Source organism: Acidimicrobiales bacterium (assembly GCA_041394245.1).
Classification (GTDB): Bacteria; Actinomycetota; Acidimicrobiia; order Acidimicrobiales; family Aldehydirespiratoraceae; genus JAJRXC01.
In genome coordinates this window covers 293592-309562 of sequence record JAWKIR010000003.1, presented here as the reverse complement: position 1 = coordinate 309562, position 15971 = coordinate 293592, and the positions used below count along the sequence as shown (strand labels likewise).

Annotated in this window: 14 protein-coding genes; all 14 read left to right on the top strand. The window is 67.1% G+C overall.

Annotated elements, in window-relative coordinates; translation table 11 throughout:
* Window position 1 precedes the first annotated feature (1 nt).
* From R2707_16075 to R2707_16010, 14 genes are read left to right on the top strand one after another with little or no spacing between them, the layout of a single operon-like run.
* On the top strand, window positions 2-502 hold the full coding sequence (locus tag R2707_16075; protein MEZ5246617.1) for an NADH-quinone oxidoreductase subunit A: 501 nt from the start codon (window positions 2-4) through the stop codon (window positions 500-502).
* Window positions 502-1095, top strand: coding sequence for an NADH-quinone oxidoreductase subunit B family protein (locus R2707_16070; protein MEZ5246616.1), 594 nt, complete (start codon window positions 502-504; stop codon window positions 1093-1095). Before R2707_16075 ends, R2707_16070 begins: the two co-directional genes overlap by 1 nt.
* A gap of 2 nt (window positions 1096-1097) precedes the next feature.
* Window positions 1098-1643: an NADH-quinone oxidoreductase subunit C gene (locus R2707_16065; protein MEZ5246615.1), complete on the top strand. Its 546-nt coding sequence runs from the start codon at window positions 1098-1100 to the stop codon at window positions 1641-1643.
* Complete coding sequence (locus R2707_16060; protein ID MEZ5246614.1) at window positions 1640-2908, top strand: NADH-quinone oxidoreductase subunit D; 1269 nt, start codon at window positions 1640-1642, stop codon at window positions 2906-2908. The genes R2707_16065 and R2707_16060 overlap by 4 nt, the downstream gene beginning before the upstream one ends.
* On the top strand, window positions 2908-3543 hold the full coding sequence (locus tag R2707_16055; GenBank protein ID MEZ5246613.1) for an NAD(P)H-dependent oxidoreductase subunit E: 636 nt from the start codon (window positions 2908-2910) through the stop codon (window positions 3541-3543). Before R2707_16060 ends, R2707_16055 begins: the two co-directional genes overlap by 1 nt.
* On the top strand, window positions 3543-4970 hold the full coding sequence (gene nuoF / locus R2707_16050; protein ID MEZ5246612.1) for an NADH-quinone oxidoreductase subunit NuoF: 1428 nt from the start codon (window positions 3543-3545) through the stop codon (window positions 4968-4970). The genes R2707_16055 and nuoF overlap by 1 nt, the downstream gene beginning before the upstream one ends.
* Window positions 4967-7450, top strand: a complete 2484-nt coding sequence (gene nuoG, locus R2707_16045) for an NADH-quinone oxidoreductase subunit NuoG (protein MEZ5246611.1) — start codon at window positions 4967-4969, stop codon at window positions 7448-7450. The genes nuoF and nuoG overlap by 4 nt, the downstream gene beginning before the upstream one ends.
* Complete coding sequence (gene nuoH / locus R2707_16040) at window positions 7447-8700, top strand: NADH-quinone oxidoreductase subunit NuoH (GenBank protein MEZ5246610.1); 1254 nt, start codon at window positions 7447-7449, stop codon at window positions 8698-8700. The genes nuoG and nuoH overlap by 4 nt, the downstream gene beginning before the upstream one ends.
* Window positions 8693-9358, top strand: coding sequence for an NADH-quinone oxidoreductase subunit NuoI (nuoI, locus tag R2707_16035; protein MEZ5246609.1), 666 nt, complete (start codon window positions 8693-8695; stop codon window positions 9356-9358). Before nuoH ends, nuoI begins: the two co-directional genes overlap by 8 nt.
* Entirely contained in the window at window positions 9355-10020 is a 666-nt protein-coding gene (locus R2707_16030) for an NADH-quinone oxidoreductase subunit J (GenBank protein MEZ5246608.1), read from the top strand. Before nuoI ends, R2707_16030 begins: the two co-directional genes overlap by 4 nt.
* On the top strand, window positions 10020-10325 hold the full coding sequence (nuoK, locus tag R2707_16025) for an NADH-quinone oxidoreductase subunit NuoK (protein MEZ5246607.1): 306 nt from the start codon (window positions 10020-10022) through the stop codon (window positions 10323-10325). Before R2707_16030 ends, nuoK begins: the two co-directional genes overlap by 1 nt.
* A gap of 4 nt (window positions 10326-10329) precedes the next feature.
* On the top strand, window positions 10330-12651 hold the full coding sequence (nuoL, locus tag R2707_16020) for an NADH-quinone oxidoreductase subunit L (protein MEZ5246606.1): 2322 nt from the start codon (window positions 10330-10332) through the stop codon (window positions 12649-12651).
* Window positions 12651-14285, top strand: a complete 1635-nt coding sequence (locus R2707_16015; protein MEZ5246605.1) for an NADH-quinone oxidoreductase subunit M — start codon at window positions 12651-12653, stop codon at window positions 14283-14285. The genes nuoL and R2707_16015 overlap by 1 nt, the downstream gene beginning before the upstream one ends.
* The gene (locus tag R2707_16010; GenBank protein ID MEZ5246604.1) at window positions 14285-15970 is read left to right on the top strand and encodes an NADH-quinone oxidoreductase subunit N; all 1686 of its coding nucleotides are present in this window, start codon (window positions 14285-14287) and stop codon (window positions 15968-15970) included. Before R2707_16015 ends, R2707_16010 begins: the two co-directional genes overlap by 1 nt.
* Window position 15971: the final 1 nt, after the last annotated feature.

Here is a 15971-nt window from a genome sequence, read left to right as displayed (position 1 = left end):
GATGCTGAGCCAGTACCTCCCACTGCTGGCGCTCTTCGCGGTCGCCGCGTTGTTCGCGGCCGGCAGCTTCCTTGCGTCAGGACTCTTCGCCCCCCGCAACCCCTCGGTGGCCAAGCAGGCTCCCTACGAGTGCGGCATCGTGCCGACCCGCGAAACCCCCGAGCGTTTCCCGGTGCGCTTCTTCCTCGTCGCGATGATCTTCATCGTGTTCGACATCGAGATCATCTTCTTCTACCCGTGGGCGGTCGCCCAGGGTGGCCTCGGCATCTTCGGCCTCGTGTTGATCATGGTGTTCTCGTTCGCGGTGTTCGAGTCGTTCGTCTACCTCATCGGCAACGGCGCACTCGAGTGGGGGCCGCTCAAGCAGATCGCGGCACCGTCGGGCATCACCTCGCCCGAACGGACCCTGCAGACCACCATCCGCCGGGTCGGCCTCGAGGACCGAGGGCCAGCCCCGTCGAACGACGAATCCGGTGAACCCGACGCGGAAGAAGCCGCCTGATGTATCTCCCGAAGATCGGCGACACGAACGACATCGCCAACGACGGGCTCGGCGGTCTCGAACACAACTTCATCACCGGCAATGTCGAGAACCTCATCAACTGGGCCCGTCGCCGCTCCACCTGGCCGGCCACCTTCGGCCTGGCCTGCTGCGCGATCGAGATGATGGCCACCGGTGCCGCCCACTACGATCTCGCCCGCTACGGCATGGAGACCTTCCGGGCCTCACCCCGCCAGGCCGACCTCATGATCGTCGCCGGGCGGGTCAGCCAGAAGATGGCGCCGATCCTGCGTCAGGTCTACGACCAGATGATGGAACCCAAGTGGGTCATCTCGATGGGTGTGTGTGCATCGAGCGGTGGCATGTTCAACAACTACGCCATCGTGCAGGGTGTCGACCAGGTCGTGCCGGTGGATGTCTACGCCCCCGGGTGTCCGCCGGGGCCCGAGACCCTCATGCACGCGATCTTCACGCTGCACGAGAAGATCGAGAACCAGGAGATCCTGAAGCGTCGTGAAGAGAACGGCGGTGGCGCCGGCATCGTCATCGAGCAGCGCGACGGCCAGCGTGCCGGCCTCACCATCGGGAGTTGACGGTGAGCGACGACGAGAACACGCCAGAAGAAGGCGCCGACACGGATGAGGTCGAGGCGCAGCCGACTCCCGAGATGCGCTACGACGCGATCGTCGCCGACTCGCTCGGCGACGTCGTGCTCCATCCCGCTCGCGACCACTACCTCGACACGATGGCCGCAGCCAAGGACGACGGCTTCGACCAACTGATCGACCTCACCGCCGTCGACTTTCTCGCCTACGCCGCGCCCCGTGGACTTCCGTCGGGCATCGACGCCGAGCGTTTCGAGGTCGTCACCCAACTGATCAACCACGACAGCGGCGAACGGATCCGGGTGCGGGTCCAGGTGCCGGCCGACGAGCCGACGGTCGCCTCCCTGTTCGATCTCTGGCCGGGCAGCGAGGCCCTCGAGCGCGAGGTGTTCGACATGTTCGGGATCGAGTTCGCCGACCACCCCGACATGAGTCGGATCCTCATGCCCGAGGACTGGGTCGGCCATCCGCTGCGCAAGGACTACGCCGTGGGGTCCATTCCCGTGCAGTTCAAGGCTGCGAGCAACATCCGATGACCGCCGAACGAGTGCTCCGCCGAGGCGACGACTCCGCCGTGCTCCGTCTCTCCGAGGCCGACGCCGCCCAGATCGGCAACGACCCCGACACGATGGCCGACGACGAGCGGGTCCTGCTCAACATGGGCCCCTCGCATCCGTCGACCCACGGCGTGTTGCGGCTGATGCTGGAGATGGAGGGTGAGACCGTGCGGCGGTCGAAGCCCGTGGTCGGCTACCTCCACACCGGCATGGAGAAGCAGGGCGAGCAGCTCAGCTACCTCCAGGGGTGCACCAACGTCACCCGGATGGACTATGCCGCGCCACTGTTCAGCGAACTGGCCTTCTCCCTGACCACGGAGAAGCTCCTGGGCATCGAGGTGCCGGAGCGGGCCGTGTGGATTCGCATGCTCATGTGCGAGCTCAATCGCATGTCGTCGCACCTTCTCTTCATGGCGACCAACGGCATGGACCTCGGCGCCGTCGGCATGATGATCTACGGCTGGCGTGAACGAGAGGAAGTGCTTCGCTTCCTCGAGATGGTCACCGGTCTGCGGATGAACCACAACTACATCCGCCCCGGCGGTGTGGCCGCCGATCTTCCCGACGGATGGGAAGCAGAAGTCGAACGGGTGCTCGACATCACCGAGCCCCGTCTCCAGGAGTACGACATCCTCATGACCGGCCAGCCGATCTGGCGCGAGCGGCTCCAGGGTGTCGGCGTCCTCAACACCGACGAGGCGCTCGCGCTGTCGGCCACCGGCCCGTTGTTGCGCTCGACCGGCTACGCCTGGGACCTCCGCCGGTCCCAGCCCTACCTCGCCTACGACCAGGTCGACTTCGACGTGATCGTCGGCACCTACGGCGACTGCTACGACCGCTTTGCGATCCGGCTCAACGAGATCCGCGAATCGATGAAGATCGTCCGCCAGATCCTCGAGAAGATGCCCTCCGGCGACTATCGGATCCAGGACAAGAAGGTCACGCCGCCGCCCCGTGTGCGGATCGACCAGTCGATGGAAGCGCTCATCCACCACTTCAAGATCTTCACCGAGGGCTACAAGGTCCCGGCCGGCGAGGCCTATTGCGCCGTCGAGTCGCCCCGTGGCGAACTCGGTGTCTACATCGTGAGCGACGGCTCCTCCCATCCCTACCGCATGCACGTCCGAGGCCCGAGCTTCATCAATCTGCAGACGATGCCGCATCTGATGAAGGACGGTCTGATCGCCGATGGTGTGGCGATCATCTCCTCGGTCGACCCGATCATGGGCGAGGTCGATCGCTGATGGCACGTTTCTCCGATTCCAACCTCGCGACCGCACTCGAGATCATCTCGCGCTACCCGCGCCCCAAGTCGGCCCTGATTCCGCTGCTGCATCTCGCCCAGGAGCAGGACGGTTGGGTCACCGACGACGCCATGCGTCACATCGCGGAGCTGACCGGCACCACGCCCGCGGAGGTCAAGGGCACCGGTTCGTTCTACGAGATGTTCAAGTTCCATCCGGTGGGCACCTATGTGGTCAACGTGTGCACCAACCTCTCGTGCCAGTTGCTCGGCGGTGAGGAACTCCTCGCCCACGCCGAATCGACCCTCGGGGTGAAGGCCGGTGGCACCACCGCGGATGGCATGTTCACGATCGAAGACGTCGAGTGCATCGCGGCCTGCACCGAGGCCCCCTGCCTGCAGGTCAACTATCGCTACCGTCTCCGGGTGACCAACGAGGACTTCGACTCCCTGATCGACGACCTCCGTCACGGCCGGGCCGTCGACATCCCCGAGCACGGGACCCTTGGTCTGGTCCGCCAGTCGATCCCCGCGGGCCGCGGTGCCGGGATCGTGCCTCCCGAAGCGGCACGCGAAGCGCCGGTGTGGCTGGCCCGCAACGACGTCGCGTCCGACGAAACCGCAGGGGAGGGCTGATGCCGACCCACGCCTACGTTCCCCACGCCCCCGGCTACGTTGACAACGACGGTCCCAAGATCGTCACCGCCCGGTTCCCCCACGAGGATTCGTTCACCATGGGTCGGGCCGAGGCCACCGGCGCCTACCAGGGTCTGCGCGCCGCGCTCGACCGCACACCGGCCGAAGTCCACAACGAGGTCCGCGAGGCGACCGTGCTCGGTCGCGGCGGTGCCGGCTTCCCGGCCGGCGTCAAGTGGGGGTTCATGCCGCCCGGCAAGTACCCGTACTACCTCGTCGTCAACGGCGACGAGTCCGAGCCCGGCACCTACAAGGACCGCCTCCTCATGGAGCGCGACCCCCACCAGCTCATCGAGGGCTGCCTCATCGCGTGCTACGCGCTCGGCCTCGCCCAGTGCTTCCTCTATGTCCGCGGCGAGATGGCCCTGGCCCAGGAACGCATCGCCCAGGCCCTCAACGACGCCTATGCCAAGGGCTATGTCGGCAAGAACATCATGGGCACCGAGTTCAGCGTCGACATCACCCTCACGTGGGGTGCCGGCGCCTACATCGTCGGTGAGGAGACGGCCCTCATCGAGAGCCTCGAGGGCAACCGGGGCATGCCCCGGCTCAAGCCCCCCTACTTCCCGGCGGCCATCGGCCTCTACGGTCAGCCGACCATCGTCAACAATGTCGAGACCCTCGCCAACCTGCCGTGGTTGATGAACAACGGCGCCGCCCAGTACAAGACCTACGGGTCCGAGGCCTCGCCGGGCACCCGTCTCGTCGCGGTCTCGGGCCACGTGCAGCGTCCGGGCGTCTACGAGATCGAGCAGGGCGTCACCACGTTCCGCGACCTCTTCTACGGCGACAACTTCTGCCAGGGCATCCGCGAAGGGCACGAGCTCAAGATGTTCGTGCCCGGTGGCGGCTCCGCACCCTGGTTCTTCCCCGAACAGGTCGACCTGCCGCTCGAGGGACGCGAGATCGGCGCTGCCGGTTCGATGCTCGGCTCCGGCGCGATCATCGTGATGGACGAGACCACCGACGCGGTCAAGGCCGCGCTGCGGCTCGTGCGTTTCTACGCCCGAGAGTCGTGCGGCAAGTGCACCCCGTGTCGCGAAGGAACCACATGGGAGGAGCGCGTCCTGCAGCGCATCCTCGACGGCGAGGGGCGTCCGAGCGACATCGACATGCTGCTCGACATCGCCGACAACATCTCGCCCGGTCCCTATCCCGTCGCCGCCGACCCGTCGCAGGGGCTCGACGCGATCCCGTTCCCGCCGAAGCAGACCACGATCTGCCCGCTGGGTCCGTCGTCGGTCGCGCCCATCGCCTCGACCATCCGCCGCTTCCGACACGAGTACGAGGCGAAGATCACCAAGCGCGACACCATTCCCGTCATGTCGGTTGCCGTCGCTACCGGAGAGACGGAGCGTGAAACGTGACCGATACCCACAACGAGCTGTCGACGGTCTCGGTCACGGTCAACGGGGTCGAGATCGCCGCGAACCCCGACGAGTTGCTGATCGACGCGTGCGAGCGCACCGGCACCTACATCCCGCGCTTTTGCTACCACCCGCGCATGAACCCGGTGGGCATGTGCCGCATGTGCCTCGTCGAGGTCGACACCGGCCGCGGTCCGGCGCTGCAGCCGAGCTGCATGCTCCCGGTCACCGACGGCATGACCGTCGAGACCGAGACCGAGCTGACCAAGAAGGCCCAGGACGGCGTTCTCGAGTTCCTGCTCATCAACCACCCGCTCGACTGCCCGGTCTGCGACAAGGGCGGCGAATGCCCGCTGCAGGACCAGACCGTCGCCTACGGCCCCGGTGAGTCGCGCTTCGTCGAGGAGAAGCGTCACTACGAAAAGCCGATCGCCATCAGCGACACCGTCTATCTCGACCGCGAGCGCTGCATCCTGTGTGATCGTTGCACCCGCTTCGCCGACGAGGTCGCCGGCGACACGCTGATCCACTTCATGGACCGGGGCAACAACACCCAGGTCAACACCTTCCCCGACGAGCCCTTCGCCTCCTACTTCTCGGGCAACACCGTGCAGATCTGCCCGGTGGGCGCGCTCACCGCCAAGCCCTACCGTTTCAAGGCCCGCCCGTGGGACCTCGAGGAGACGATCTCGACGGCGTGGGTCGACTCGGTCGGCTCCCGTATCACCGTCCAGTCGTCGCGCAACCAGGTGCTGCGGGTTCTCGGTGTCGACGCCGATCCCGTCAACTGGGGCTGGTTGTCCGACAAGGAGCGCTTCGGGTTCGAGGCGATCAACTCCGAGGCCCGACTCCATTCACCGATGGTGACGCACCCGGTGACCGGCGACCTCGTGCCGACCGGCTGGGCCGACGCCCTCACCCGAGTCGTCGAGGCGTTGCGCGACGCCGATCCGAACCGGGTCGCCGTCCTCGGCGGCGCCCGCATGACCAACGAGGCGCAATACGCCTGGGCCAAGCTGATGAAGGGCGTGGTGGGTACCGACCATGTCGACGCCCAGCTGGCCGACGGTCTCCCTCCCGAGGTCGTACTCGGTCTGCCCCGCGCCACCATCGACGATGCCTGCCGCGCCGGTGGCACCGTGATCCTGGTCGGTCCCGACCCCAAGGAAGAGCTCGGGGCGCTGTATCTGCGCCTGCGTCACGCGGTCGTCGAAGACGGCGCCACCCTCATCGAGCTGACCCCGCACCGCAGCGGTCTCAGCGGGATCGCCGCCCACTCCCTGCACCCGCGTCCCGGCGAGGTCGGCGACGTCGCCGCCGCGCTGGTCGCCGCGACCACCGGTGCCGCTTCCGCGGCCGGCGGGGTCGAGGCCGACGCCATCGCCGCCGCAGCCGCCGCGATCGCCGGCCCGGTCACGGTCGTACTCGGCCGTGCGTCGCTGGCCGAATCGGCCGATGCCGCCGTGTCGGCCGCCCTCGCCCTCGCCGCCCTCCCCGACGTCTCGTTCCTGTCGGCGCTGCGCCGGGGCAACATCCACGGCGCGCTCGACAACGGGCTCTCGCCGGGTCTGCTCCCCGGTCGCACCACGCTCACGGCGGGCGCGTCGCGCTTCGCCGACGCGTGGCCGTCGACACCCACGTCGGTGGGCAACGATGCCGCAGGCATCCTCGCGGCCGCGCAGGCCGGTGACGTCGAGGTCCTCGTGCTCCTCGGGTGCGATCCGATCAACGACGTGCCCGATCACGCGCTCGCCGAAGCCGGGCTGGCCGGCGCCGGCCTCGTGATCGCCGTCGACATGTTGCCCAACGATTCGGCGACGCGTTTCGCCAGTGTGGTCCTCGCCGCCGCCGCTCCCACGGAGTCGAGCGGCACGTTCACCAACCTCGAGGGTCGCGTGAGCGTGTGCGAGCAGAAGGTCACGCCGGCCGGTACCTCCCGCCCCGACTGGATGATCGCGGCAGAGATCGCCCTGCGCTTGGGCAGCGACCTCGGCGTCGATTCCCCCGAGGCGATCCGGGCCGAGCTGGCCGCCGTCTCCGCCGTCCATGGTGGTCTCACCGAGGCGGCGCTCGACGAGGGCCGTATCGACGGTGTGCTGATCTCCGGGGCCGGCGACATCGCCGCGCCGGCCGCGCCGAGCGGTGACGGCCCCGCCAACGACGCCTACTCGTTGCGTCTCGTCGCCACTCGCAAGATGTACGACGACGGCGTGCTCCTGCGCCACAGCCCGGCCAGCGCCGGCCTCGCCCGCTCGATCCAGGTCCGGCTCAACCCGGTCGACTTCGACAAGCTCGGTGTCGAACCCGGCACGGTCGTCAAGGTCGAGTCGGCCCGAGGTCACCTCTTGACGCCGGTCGCATGCGACGCTGGTGTGCCCGCCGGCTCCGCCGCAATCCCGTTCTCGGTCGACGGTTGGGCGGCCAACACCCTTATCGACAGTTCTGCTGCGGTCACCGACGTCAGGGTGGAGCGGCCATGATCCTCGCACTCGATCCGCTCTTCACCGACGGCGTCGATCTCGGCGACTTCGGGTTCGTGCTGCTGAAGGTCGTGGTCGCCTTCGTGTTCCTGCTCGTGGCCGTGATGCTCAACATCTGGTTCCTGCGCAAGGTGATCGCCGATTTCCAGAACCGCATCGGCCCGAGCGTGGCCGGCCCGTGGGGCATCCTCCAGAGCCTGGCCGACGGCATCAAGCTCTTCATGAAGGAAGACCTGATCCCCGAGAAGTCGGACCGGTTCGTCTTCAAGCTCGCGCCCTATCTGTCGCTCGTCCCCGCGTTCCTCGTTTTCGCCATCGTTCCTCTCGGCGGCAACTTCAACGAGAGTCGGGTGCTCGACGACGGCACCGTCGTGACCGGCGCATTCGGTTGGGGTGACAACGTCACCTTCCTGCAGGTGGCCGATCCGCCCGTCGGCATCCTGTTCTTCCTGGCCATGTCGTCGCTCGCCATCTACGGCATCATGCTGGCCGGCTGGTCGTCGGGCTCGAAGTACCCGCTGCTCGGATCGGTGCGGGCCTCGGCCCAGATGGTGTCCTACGAGGCCGCCCTCGGCCTGGCCATCGCCGCCGTCGTGCTCATGAGCGGCTCGCTCTCGACCAACGAGATCGTGGCCCAGCAGGCCGGTGAGGGGTTCTGGGGCTTCGTGCCCAACTGGAACCTGATCATCACCGGCTTCGTGCCCTTCGTGATCTTCCTGATCGCCGGCACCGCCGAGCTCAACCATCCGCCCTTCGACCTCGTCGAAGCCGAGCAGGAGCTCGTCGGTGGCTTCCACACCGAGTACTCCTCGATCCGGTTCGCCCTCTTCTTCCTGGCCGAGTTCATGAACCAGATCACGATGTCGGCGATCGCGGTCACCCTCTTCCTGGGCGGCCCGGCCGGCCCGGTGCTCTTCGGTCCCGACTGGATCTGGGGCATCGTCTGGTTCTTCGCCAAGACCATGGTGTTCCTCACCGCCCTGGTGTGGGTCCGGGCCACGCTGCCCCGCTTCCGCTACGACCAGCTCATGGACCTCGGCTGGAAGCTGCTGATCCCGCTGGCCCTCGGCTGGTTCCTCCTGCTCGCCGGTCTCCAGGTCGGCGACGACCGTGGGTGGGGCTGGGAGCAGACCGCCGGTTTCGTGGTCGGTTTCATGGCCGTCTGCATGGTCATGGCCAGTCTCCTGATGGCGGCCGTACGCACGGCGCGACAGGAACGCCTCGAACGAGAGGGGGCCGATCATGGCTGACGTCTCCGACTACTTCCGCGGCTTCGCCGTCACCTTCAAGAAGCTCTTCAAGTCGACCGACACCGGCAAGACGATGACCGTCGAGTACCGCGGCGGCAAGGCCCCCGAGGGCAAGCTCGACGAGAAGCGCGAGAAGACCGAGCGGCTCCACGGACGCCATGTCCTCAATCGCTACGAAGACGGCATGGAGAAGTGCATCGGCTGCGAGCTGTGCGCCGGGGTCTGCCCCGCGAAATGCATCTATGTGCGCGGCGCCGACAACGACCCCGAAGCCCCGACCTCGCCGGGGGAGCGGTTCGGCTACGTCTACGAGATCAACTATCTGCGTTGCATCCACTGCGATCTGTGCGTCGAGGCGTGCCCCACGCAGGCGATCACCGAGACGAAGCTCTTCGAGTTCTCCTTCACCAACCGCGACGACGCGATCTACACCAAGAACGAGCTGGTCGTCGGCGACGACGGCAAGCCCCAGAAGCTGCCCTGGGAAGACTGGCGCGAAGGCGACGACGAGATGACCTCCGGCTGGATGCGGGCCACCTCGCCCGCCGGTGATCACCGCTACGAAGGCATCGTGCACTGGGCCGGCGAGCTCGGCTACGGCGTGCGGGCCCCCGAGACGGGCCAGTCCGGCGGCGCGGCGGCGGAGGGGGACTCGTGACCGCCCAGACGATCACCTTCATCGTTGGCGCGATCATCGTGCTCACCGGCGGCATCGGTGTCGTCGCGTCGAAGAACCCGGTGCACTCCGCGCTCTTCCTGGTGCAGACCCTCATGGGTGTCGCGCTGCTGTTCATCGTGCAGGAGGCGCACTTCCTCGCCGCCGTGCAGGTCGTCGTCTACGCCGGCGCGATCGTCATCCTCTTCCTGTTCGTCATCATGCTGCTCGGCGTCGACAAGGCCGAGGAGTGGCAGCTCAAGGAGCCGATCGCAGGCCAGCAACCGCTCGCCGCGATCATCGGCGCCGCCCTGTTGGGTCTCGGTGTGGTCATCACCGTCATCGCGTCCGACGGACTCACCGGCCAGGTCCGCGGCGTCGGCGAGAAGGCCCTCACCAGTGACTACACCGACATCGAACGCATCGGGCGGGTCCTGTTCAGCGACTACGCCCTCGCCTTCGAGATCACCGCGGGGCTGCTCACCATCGCGGTCATCGCCGCCGTCGTGCTCACCCGCTCGGTGGCCGGCGAGGATCTGATGGACGACCTCGAGCCCAACGCCATGGACGTGCCGCCCGCGGCCCCGTTCGGTGGCAACGACAGCGATCTGGGCGACGACCACAGCGCCGAAGCGGTCACGGCCGACGAAGGGGGAGGCGACTGATGGAAGTCAGCACCGAGTGGTACCTCGTGCTCTCCGCCGTCCTGTTCGCGATCGGCGCGGTGGGTCTGTTGATCCGCCGCAACCCGCTGGTCATGTTCATGTGTGTCGAGCTCATGCTCAATGCGGTCAACATCACGTTCGTGGCGATGGGCGCCGAACTCAACGACGTCGGCGGCCAGATCGCAGTGTTCTTCGTGCTCGTGGTCGCCGCCGTCGAAGTGGTGGTCGGTCTCGCCCTCGTGGTCGCGATCAACCGTCGCCGACTCGGCGCAACCGCCGACGACGTCTCGGTGCTGAGGGGATAGGGCCATGGTCGAAGCAGTCTGGCTGATCCCCGCGTTCCCGCTCGCCGGGTTCCTCGCGCTCCTCCTCCTCGGACCGAAGCTCGGCGAGCCCCGCGCCGGCTGGCTCGCCACCCTCGCGATGGTCGGCTCGTTCGTCTCGTCGGTGGTCGTGTTCCTCGGCCTCGTCGGGGAGGACATCCACGATCGTCAGTACGTGCAGACGCTCTTCGAGTGGGTGCCGGCCGGCGACTTCGCGGTCGACATCGGCTTCCTCGTCGATCCGCTGTCGGTCACGATGACGCTCTTCGTCACCGGCGTCGGCGCGCTCATCCACCTGTACTCGATCGGGTACATGCACGGTGACCCGAAGTTCTCCAAGTTCTTCCTCTACCTGAACCTGTTCGCCTTCTCGATGCTGATGCTGGTGCTGGGCGACAACATGCTCCTCACCTTCCTCGGCTGGGAGGGCGTGGGTGCGTGTTCCTACTTCCTGATCTCGTTCTGGTTCACCGACGAGGCCAACGCCTCGGCCGGCAAGAAGGCCTTCGTCACCAACCGCATCGGTGACTGGGGATTCATGGTCGCCATGTTCCTCACGTTCACCACGATCGGTTCGATCCAGTACACCGACATCTTCGCGAGCGCCGGCGGGCTGGCCGAGACGACGGCGACGGCGATCACGATCCTGCTGCTCGTGGGCGCCGCCGGTAAGTCCGCCCAGATCCCGCTGTTCGTCTGGCTGCCCGACGCGATGGCCGGTCCGACCCCGGTGTCGGCCCTCATCCATGCGGCGACGATGGTCACCTCGGGCGTCTACCTCCTCACCCGGATGAACCTCGTCATCGGCGAATCGGCGGCCTGGGCGCCCACGACCATCGCGTGGATCGGCGCGGCCACCGCCCTGTTCGCCGCCACCATCGCGGTGGCCCAGAACGACATCAAGAAGGTGCTCGCCTATTCGACGGTCAGCCAGCTCGGCTACATGTTCCTCGCCATCGGCACCGGCGCCTACGTGGCGGCGATCTTCCACATGATCACCCACGCCTTCTTCAAGGCGCTGCTCTTCCTCGGCTCCGGCTCGGTCATCCACGGCATGGACGACGACCAGGACATGCGCCACTACGGCGGCCTCCGCAAGCTGATGCCGATCACGTCGATCACCTTCATCATCGGCTGGCTCGCCATCGCCGGTGTGCCCCCGTTCGCCGGCTTCTGGTCCAAGGACGAGATCCTCGCCTTCGCCTGGAACGACAGCCCGGCACTGTGGGCCGTCGGCTTCATCACCGCGATCCTCACCGCCTTCTACATGAGCCGCCAGGTCTTCATGACCTTCTTCGGTCGCTACCGCTTCGCCGACGTGCGGGCCGAGGAGCTCGAGGAGATGGCCGCGATCAAGGTGCAGTCCGCCGAGGCCGCGGTCGCCGAAGCCGAAGCCGGTATCGGCGACGCCGAGAAGGCCGTCGTCACGGCGGCCGAGAAGCTCGAGAAGGCCGAGGAGAAGCTCGTCACCCGCCAGGCCGAACTGGCCGAGGCCGATCCGAGCGACGAGAAGGCGGTCGACAAGGCCACCAAGAACCTGGCGAAGGCCCAGGACGGTGTCGACAAGGCCCGCGCCGCGGCCGAAGAGGCGACGGCCGCAGTCGAGGCGGCCCGAGACGCGGTGCGGGCCGCCCAGGCCCAGGTCGCGACGGTGGCCGCCGCGTCGATGAACGACGGATCGATCGAGTTCGATCTGTTCAACGCCCCGAACGTCGGCGACATCGCCCCCGACGACTATCCCGAAGCCGCTCGTGCCCGGCGCGAGTACCACCCGCACGAATCACCGTGGCAGATGACCCTTCCGCTCGTGGTCCTGGCCGGCGCCGCGATCGTTGCGGGTGTGATGAACCTCCCGTTCACGAAGGATCTGCACTTCCTCGAACACTGGCTCGAGCCGGTGATCGAGGAGAGCGAGACGGTCCTGAGCTTCAAGGGCGGGACCAAGTGGGTCCTCGGTGTCATCGCCGTGCTCGGCGGGCTCGTGGGCATCACGGCCGCGGCTGCGGTGTATCTGCAGGGTCGGTTCCCGGCGTCGAAGATCGAGCGACCGATCCTGGCCCGGGGCTGGCGCTACGACGAGTCGATCACGAACTTCATGGGCGGTCCCGGCCGCAAGAGCTTCGACCTGGTGGCCTGGTTCGACGCCACGTTCGTCGACGGCGCCGTCAACGGGGTCGGGCGCATCGTGCGTGACAGCGGCGGGCAACTCCGTCGTCTGCAGTCCGGCCTCGTGCGGTCGTATGCCGCCATGGTCGCGATCGGGGCGATCGCCCTGCTCGTCTGGTTCCTGTCGAGGGCGAACTTCTGATGTCTTCTCTTCTTCTCGCCACCGAGGCGGCCGATTCGGTCGCCGCATCGTTCCCGGTGCTCTCGACCCTCGTGATCCTGCCGGTCCTCGGCGCGATCGTGCTGCTCGCGTTGCCCAACAGCCGGCCCGAGTACTTCAAGCAGATCGCCTTCCTCGTGTCGGCGGCCACCGGCGCGCTGGCCGTGTGGGTCCTCACCGACTTCCAGACCGGCACCGCCGATTTCCAGCTCGTCGACACCCACACATGGATCGAGAGTCTGGGCATCTCGTGGACGCTCGGCATCGACGGCATCTCGCTGTGGCTCGTCGTGCTGACCGGTGTCATCTTCCCGCTGGCGATCGTCGCGATCGACGCGGAGCACGACCCGAAGGCCTACTTCGCCTGGCTGCTGATCCTCGAGGCCGGCTGCATGGGCGTCTTCCTCGCCCTCGATCTCTTCGCCTTCTTCGTCTTCTTCGAGATCGTCTTGATCCCGATGTACTTCCTCATCGGCAAGTGGGGCCACGGCGAGCGGGCCTACGCCGCGACCAAGTTCTTCATCTACACGATGTTCGGCTCCGCCCTGATGCTCGTCGGCATCTTGTCGTTGGCGTTCCTCAACCAGGCCGAGACGGGCGTGCTCACCTTCAATCTCGTCGAGCTCGCCAACTCCCAGGCCATCGCCACCACCACCGCACGATGGATCTTCTTGTCGTTCGCCCTGGCGTTCGCCGTGAAGGTGCCGTTGTTCCCGGTCCACACCTGGTTGCCCGACGCCCACACCAATGCGCCGACCGCCGGTTCGGTGATCCTCGCTGCGGTGATGCTCAAGCTCGGCACCTACGGCTTCCTGCGCTTCGGCGTCTATCTCTTCCCCGAAGCGGCGGTGTGGTTCGCGCCGGCGCTCGTCACGCTCGGAACGATCGGCATCATCTATGGCGCCATCGCGGCCACGATGCAGCGCGACCTCAAGCGTCTCGTCGCCTATTCGTCGGTCGCCCACCTCGGGTTCATCGTGATCGGCACCTTCTCCCTCAACACCGAGGGCATCGAGGGTGGCATCCTCCAGATGGTCAACCACGGCCTCTCGACGGGTGCGCTGTTCCTGCTCGTCGGCTGGATCTACGACCGGCGCCACACCCGTGAGATCAGCGAGCTCGGTGGGCTCCAGAAGCCGGCGCCGATCTTCGCCGGCGTCTTCATGGTGGTCATGCTCTCGTCGATCGGCCTGCCCGGGCTCAACGGTTTCGTGGGCGAGTTCCTGACGCTGCTCGGTGCGTTCGCCGCGCACCGCTGGTGGGCCGTGGTCGCCGCCACCGGCGTGATCATCGCCGCGCTCTACCTCCTGTGGGCCTACCAGCGGGTCTTCCACGGTCCCGCCGAGGGCGACAACGCCACGATGAAGGACCTGACCCTGCGCGAGGGCCTCATCATGGTGCCCTTCCTGTTCGGCATCGTCTTCATGGGCGTCTACCCCAAGCCCGTGATCGAACGGATGGAACCAGCGGTCGACGCCCTCATCTCCCACGTCGAGTTCCACGTCGCCGACTTCGAGGAGCCGACGGCCGACATCATCGTCCCGGTCGACGACGGCCACGGGGAAGCCGAGGGCCACGGCGAAGATGAGGCTGCCACCGAGGAAGGGGATCACTGATGCCGTTCCAGCTCGCTGATCCGGTCGAGACCCCTGAGGTCATCTGGTCGGCCCTCGCGCCGGTGGTGGCGCTCGCCGTCGGTGCCGTGCTGTTGATCATGTTCCGCTCGATCGTGAAGCGGATGCCCGCCGACCTCAACGCCGCGGCCACGGCCACGCTCGGTCCGGTCGCCGTCCTCGGGATGTGGATCGTGGGCGGGTTCGTCGGCGACGACGTGCCCCTCGCCGGTGTACGCGACGACATCGGTGCGCCGCTCTTCTACGTCGGGCTCATCGCGGTGCTGTTCCTCGCAGCCGCGTTCGTCCGCTCACTCGACATCGGCTTCGATGCCGCGTTCACCGTCGGGGTCGGCCTCATCTCGTTCGTCGCGACGATCGAGGTCTGGACCGATTCCTTCCGGGTCACCGGGGCGCCGATCGCCGCCTTCGGGGCCCAGTACGGGGTCGACGGTTTCGCGCTCGTCTTCGGGGGCGTCATCGCGCTCGCGGTGACATTGACCGCGCTGCTGCTCGACAACTATCTGCGTCGTGAGGGCATCGACGGGGTCGAGATGTACGTCCTGTTGATGCTGTCGGCGGCCGGCGGCGTGCTCATGGCGGGCGCCAACGACCTGATCGTGCTCTTCCTCGGGCTCGAGACCCTCTCGATCGCCGTCTATGTGATGGCGGCGATGCACAGTCGCCGTTCCGAGTCGCTCGAGGCCGGTCTGAAGTACTTCGTGCTCGGTGCGTTCTCCTCGGCCTTCCTGCTCTACGGCATGGCGATGATCTACGGCGCCACCGGCTCGTTGAACCTGTTCGAGATCCGTGCCTACCTCGACTCGGTGATCATCCTCGACAACGCGATGTTGCTGGCCGGCTTCGCGTTCCTCCTCGTCGGATTCGGCTTCAAGGTCGCCGCCGTGCCGTTCCACGCGTGGACGCCCGACGTCTACCAGGGTTCGCCCACCCCGGTCGTCGCCTTCATGGCGTCCGCGGTCAAGGCCGCCGGTTTCGCAGCCCTCGTGCGGGTCTTCTACGTGACCTTCCTCGACTATCGCGACGACTGGCAGCCGGCGATCTACGCGATGGCCGTCGCCACGCTGGTCGTCGGCGCCGTCCTGGCCGTGGTCCAGCGCGACGCCAAGCGCATGCTCGCGTACTCGTCGATCTCGCACGCCGGCTTCATCCTCGTCGGTGTGCAGGCCGCGACCGACCGGGGTGTCGCGGCAGTGGTGTTCTACGCCGCGGCCTACACCTTCATGGTGATCGGGTCGTTCGGCATCTTGTCGATCGTGTCGGGTCGTGGTGATCGCGGGACGAGCCTCGACGACCTCAACGGGCTCGGCGGCCGCAACCCGGCACTGGCATTGGCGCTCACCCTGTTCCTGCTCGGTCAGGCCGGCGTGCCCTTCACGACCGGCTTCGTCGCCAAGTTCGAGGTGATCGGTGCCGCGGTCGATGCCCGCTCGTTCTGGTTGGCGGTCGTGGCGATGGTGTCGGCCGTGATCTCGGCGTTCCTCTATCTGCGCATCGTGCTCTCGATGTACCTCGGCACCGCGGCCGACGACAACGAGCCGATCACGGTGCATCCCACCGCAGCTCTCGCCGTGGGTGTGGCGCTCGTCCTGACGATCGGGTTCGGCCTCGTGCCCGGCCCGATCGACTCCCTGGCGAACGACGCCATCCTCGCGCTGGCCGGCTGAC

What these genes read in the sequence shown, in the direction of transcription:
- R2707_16075 (MEZ5246617.1), top strand. Translation starts at nt 2, where the DNA reads ATGCTGAGCCAGTACCTCCCACTGCTGGCGCTCTTCGCGGTCGCCGCG.
- R2707_16015 (MEZ5246605.1), top strand. Translation starts at nt 12,651, where the DNA reads ATGTCTTCTCTTCTTCTCGCCACCGAGGCGGCCGATTCGGTCGCCGCA.
- R2707_16010 (MEZ5246604.1), top strand. Translation starts at nt 14,285, where the DNA reads ATGCCGTTCCAGCTCGCTGATCCGGTCGAGACCCCTGAGGTCATCTGG.
- R2707_16070 (MEZ5246616.1), top strand. Translation starts at nt 502, where the DNA reads ATGTATCTCCCGAAGATCGGCGACACGAACGACATCGCCAACGACGGG.
- nuoK (MEZ5246607.1), top strand. Translation starts at nt 10,020, where the DNA reads ATGGAAGTCAGCACCGAGTGGTACCTCGTGCTCTCCGCCGTCCTGTTC.
- nuoF (MEZ5246612.1), top strand. Translation starts at nt 3,543, where the DNA reads ATGCCGACCCACGCCTACGTTCCCCACGCCCCCGGCTACGTTGACAAC.
- nuoI (MEZ5246609.1), top strand. Translation starts at nt 8,693, where the DNA reads ATGGCTGACGTCTCCGACTACTTCCGCGGCTTCGCCGTCACCTTCAAG.
- R2707_16060 (MEZ5246614.1), top strand. Translation starts at nt 1,640, where the DNA reads ATGACCGCCGAACGAGTGCTCCGCCGAGGCGACGACTCCGCCGTGCTC.
- nuoL (MEZ5246606.1), top strand. Translation starts at nt 10,330, where the DNA reads ATGGTCGAAGCAGTCTGGCTGATCCCCGCGTTCCCGCTCGCCGGGTTC.
- R2707_16055 (MEZ5246613.1), top strand. Translation starts at nt 2,908, where the DNA reads ATGGCACGTTTCTCCGATTCCAACCTCGCGACCGCACTCGAGATCATC.
- nuoH (MEZ5246610.1), top strand. Translation starts at nt 7,447, where the DNA reads ATGATCCTCGCACTCGATCCGCTCTTCACCGACGGCGTCGATCTCGGC.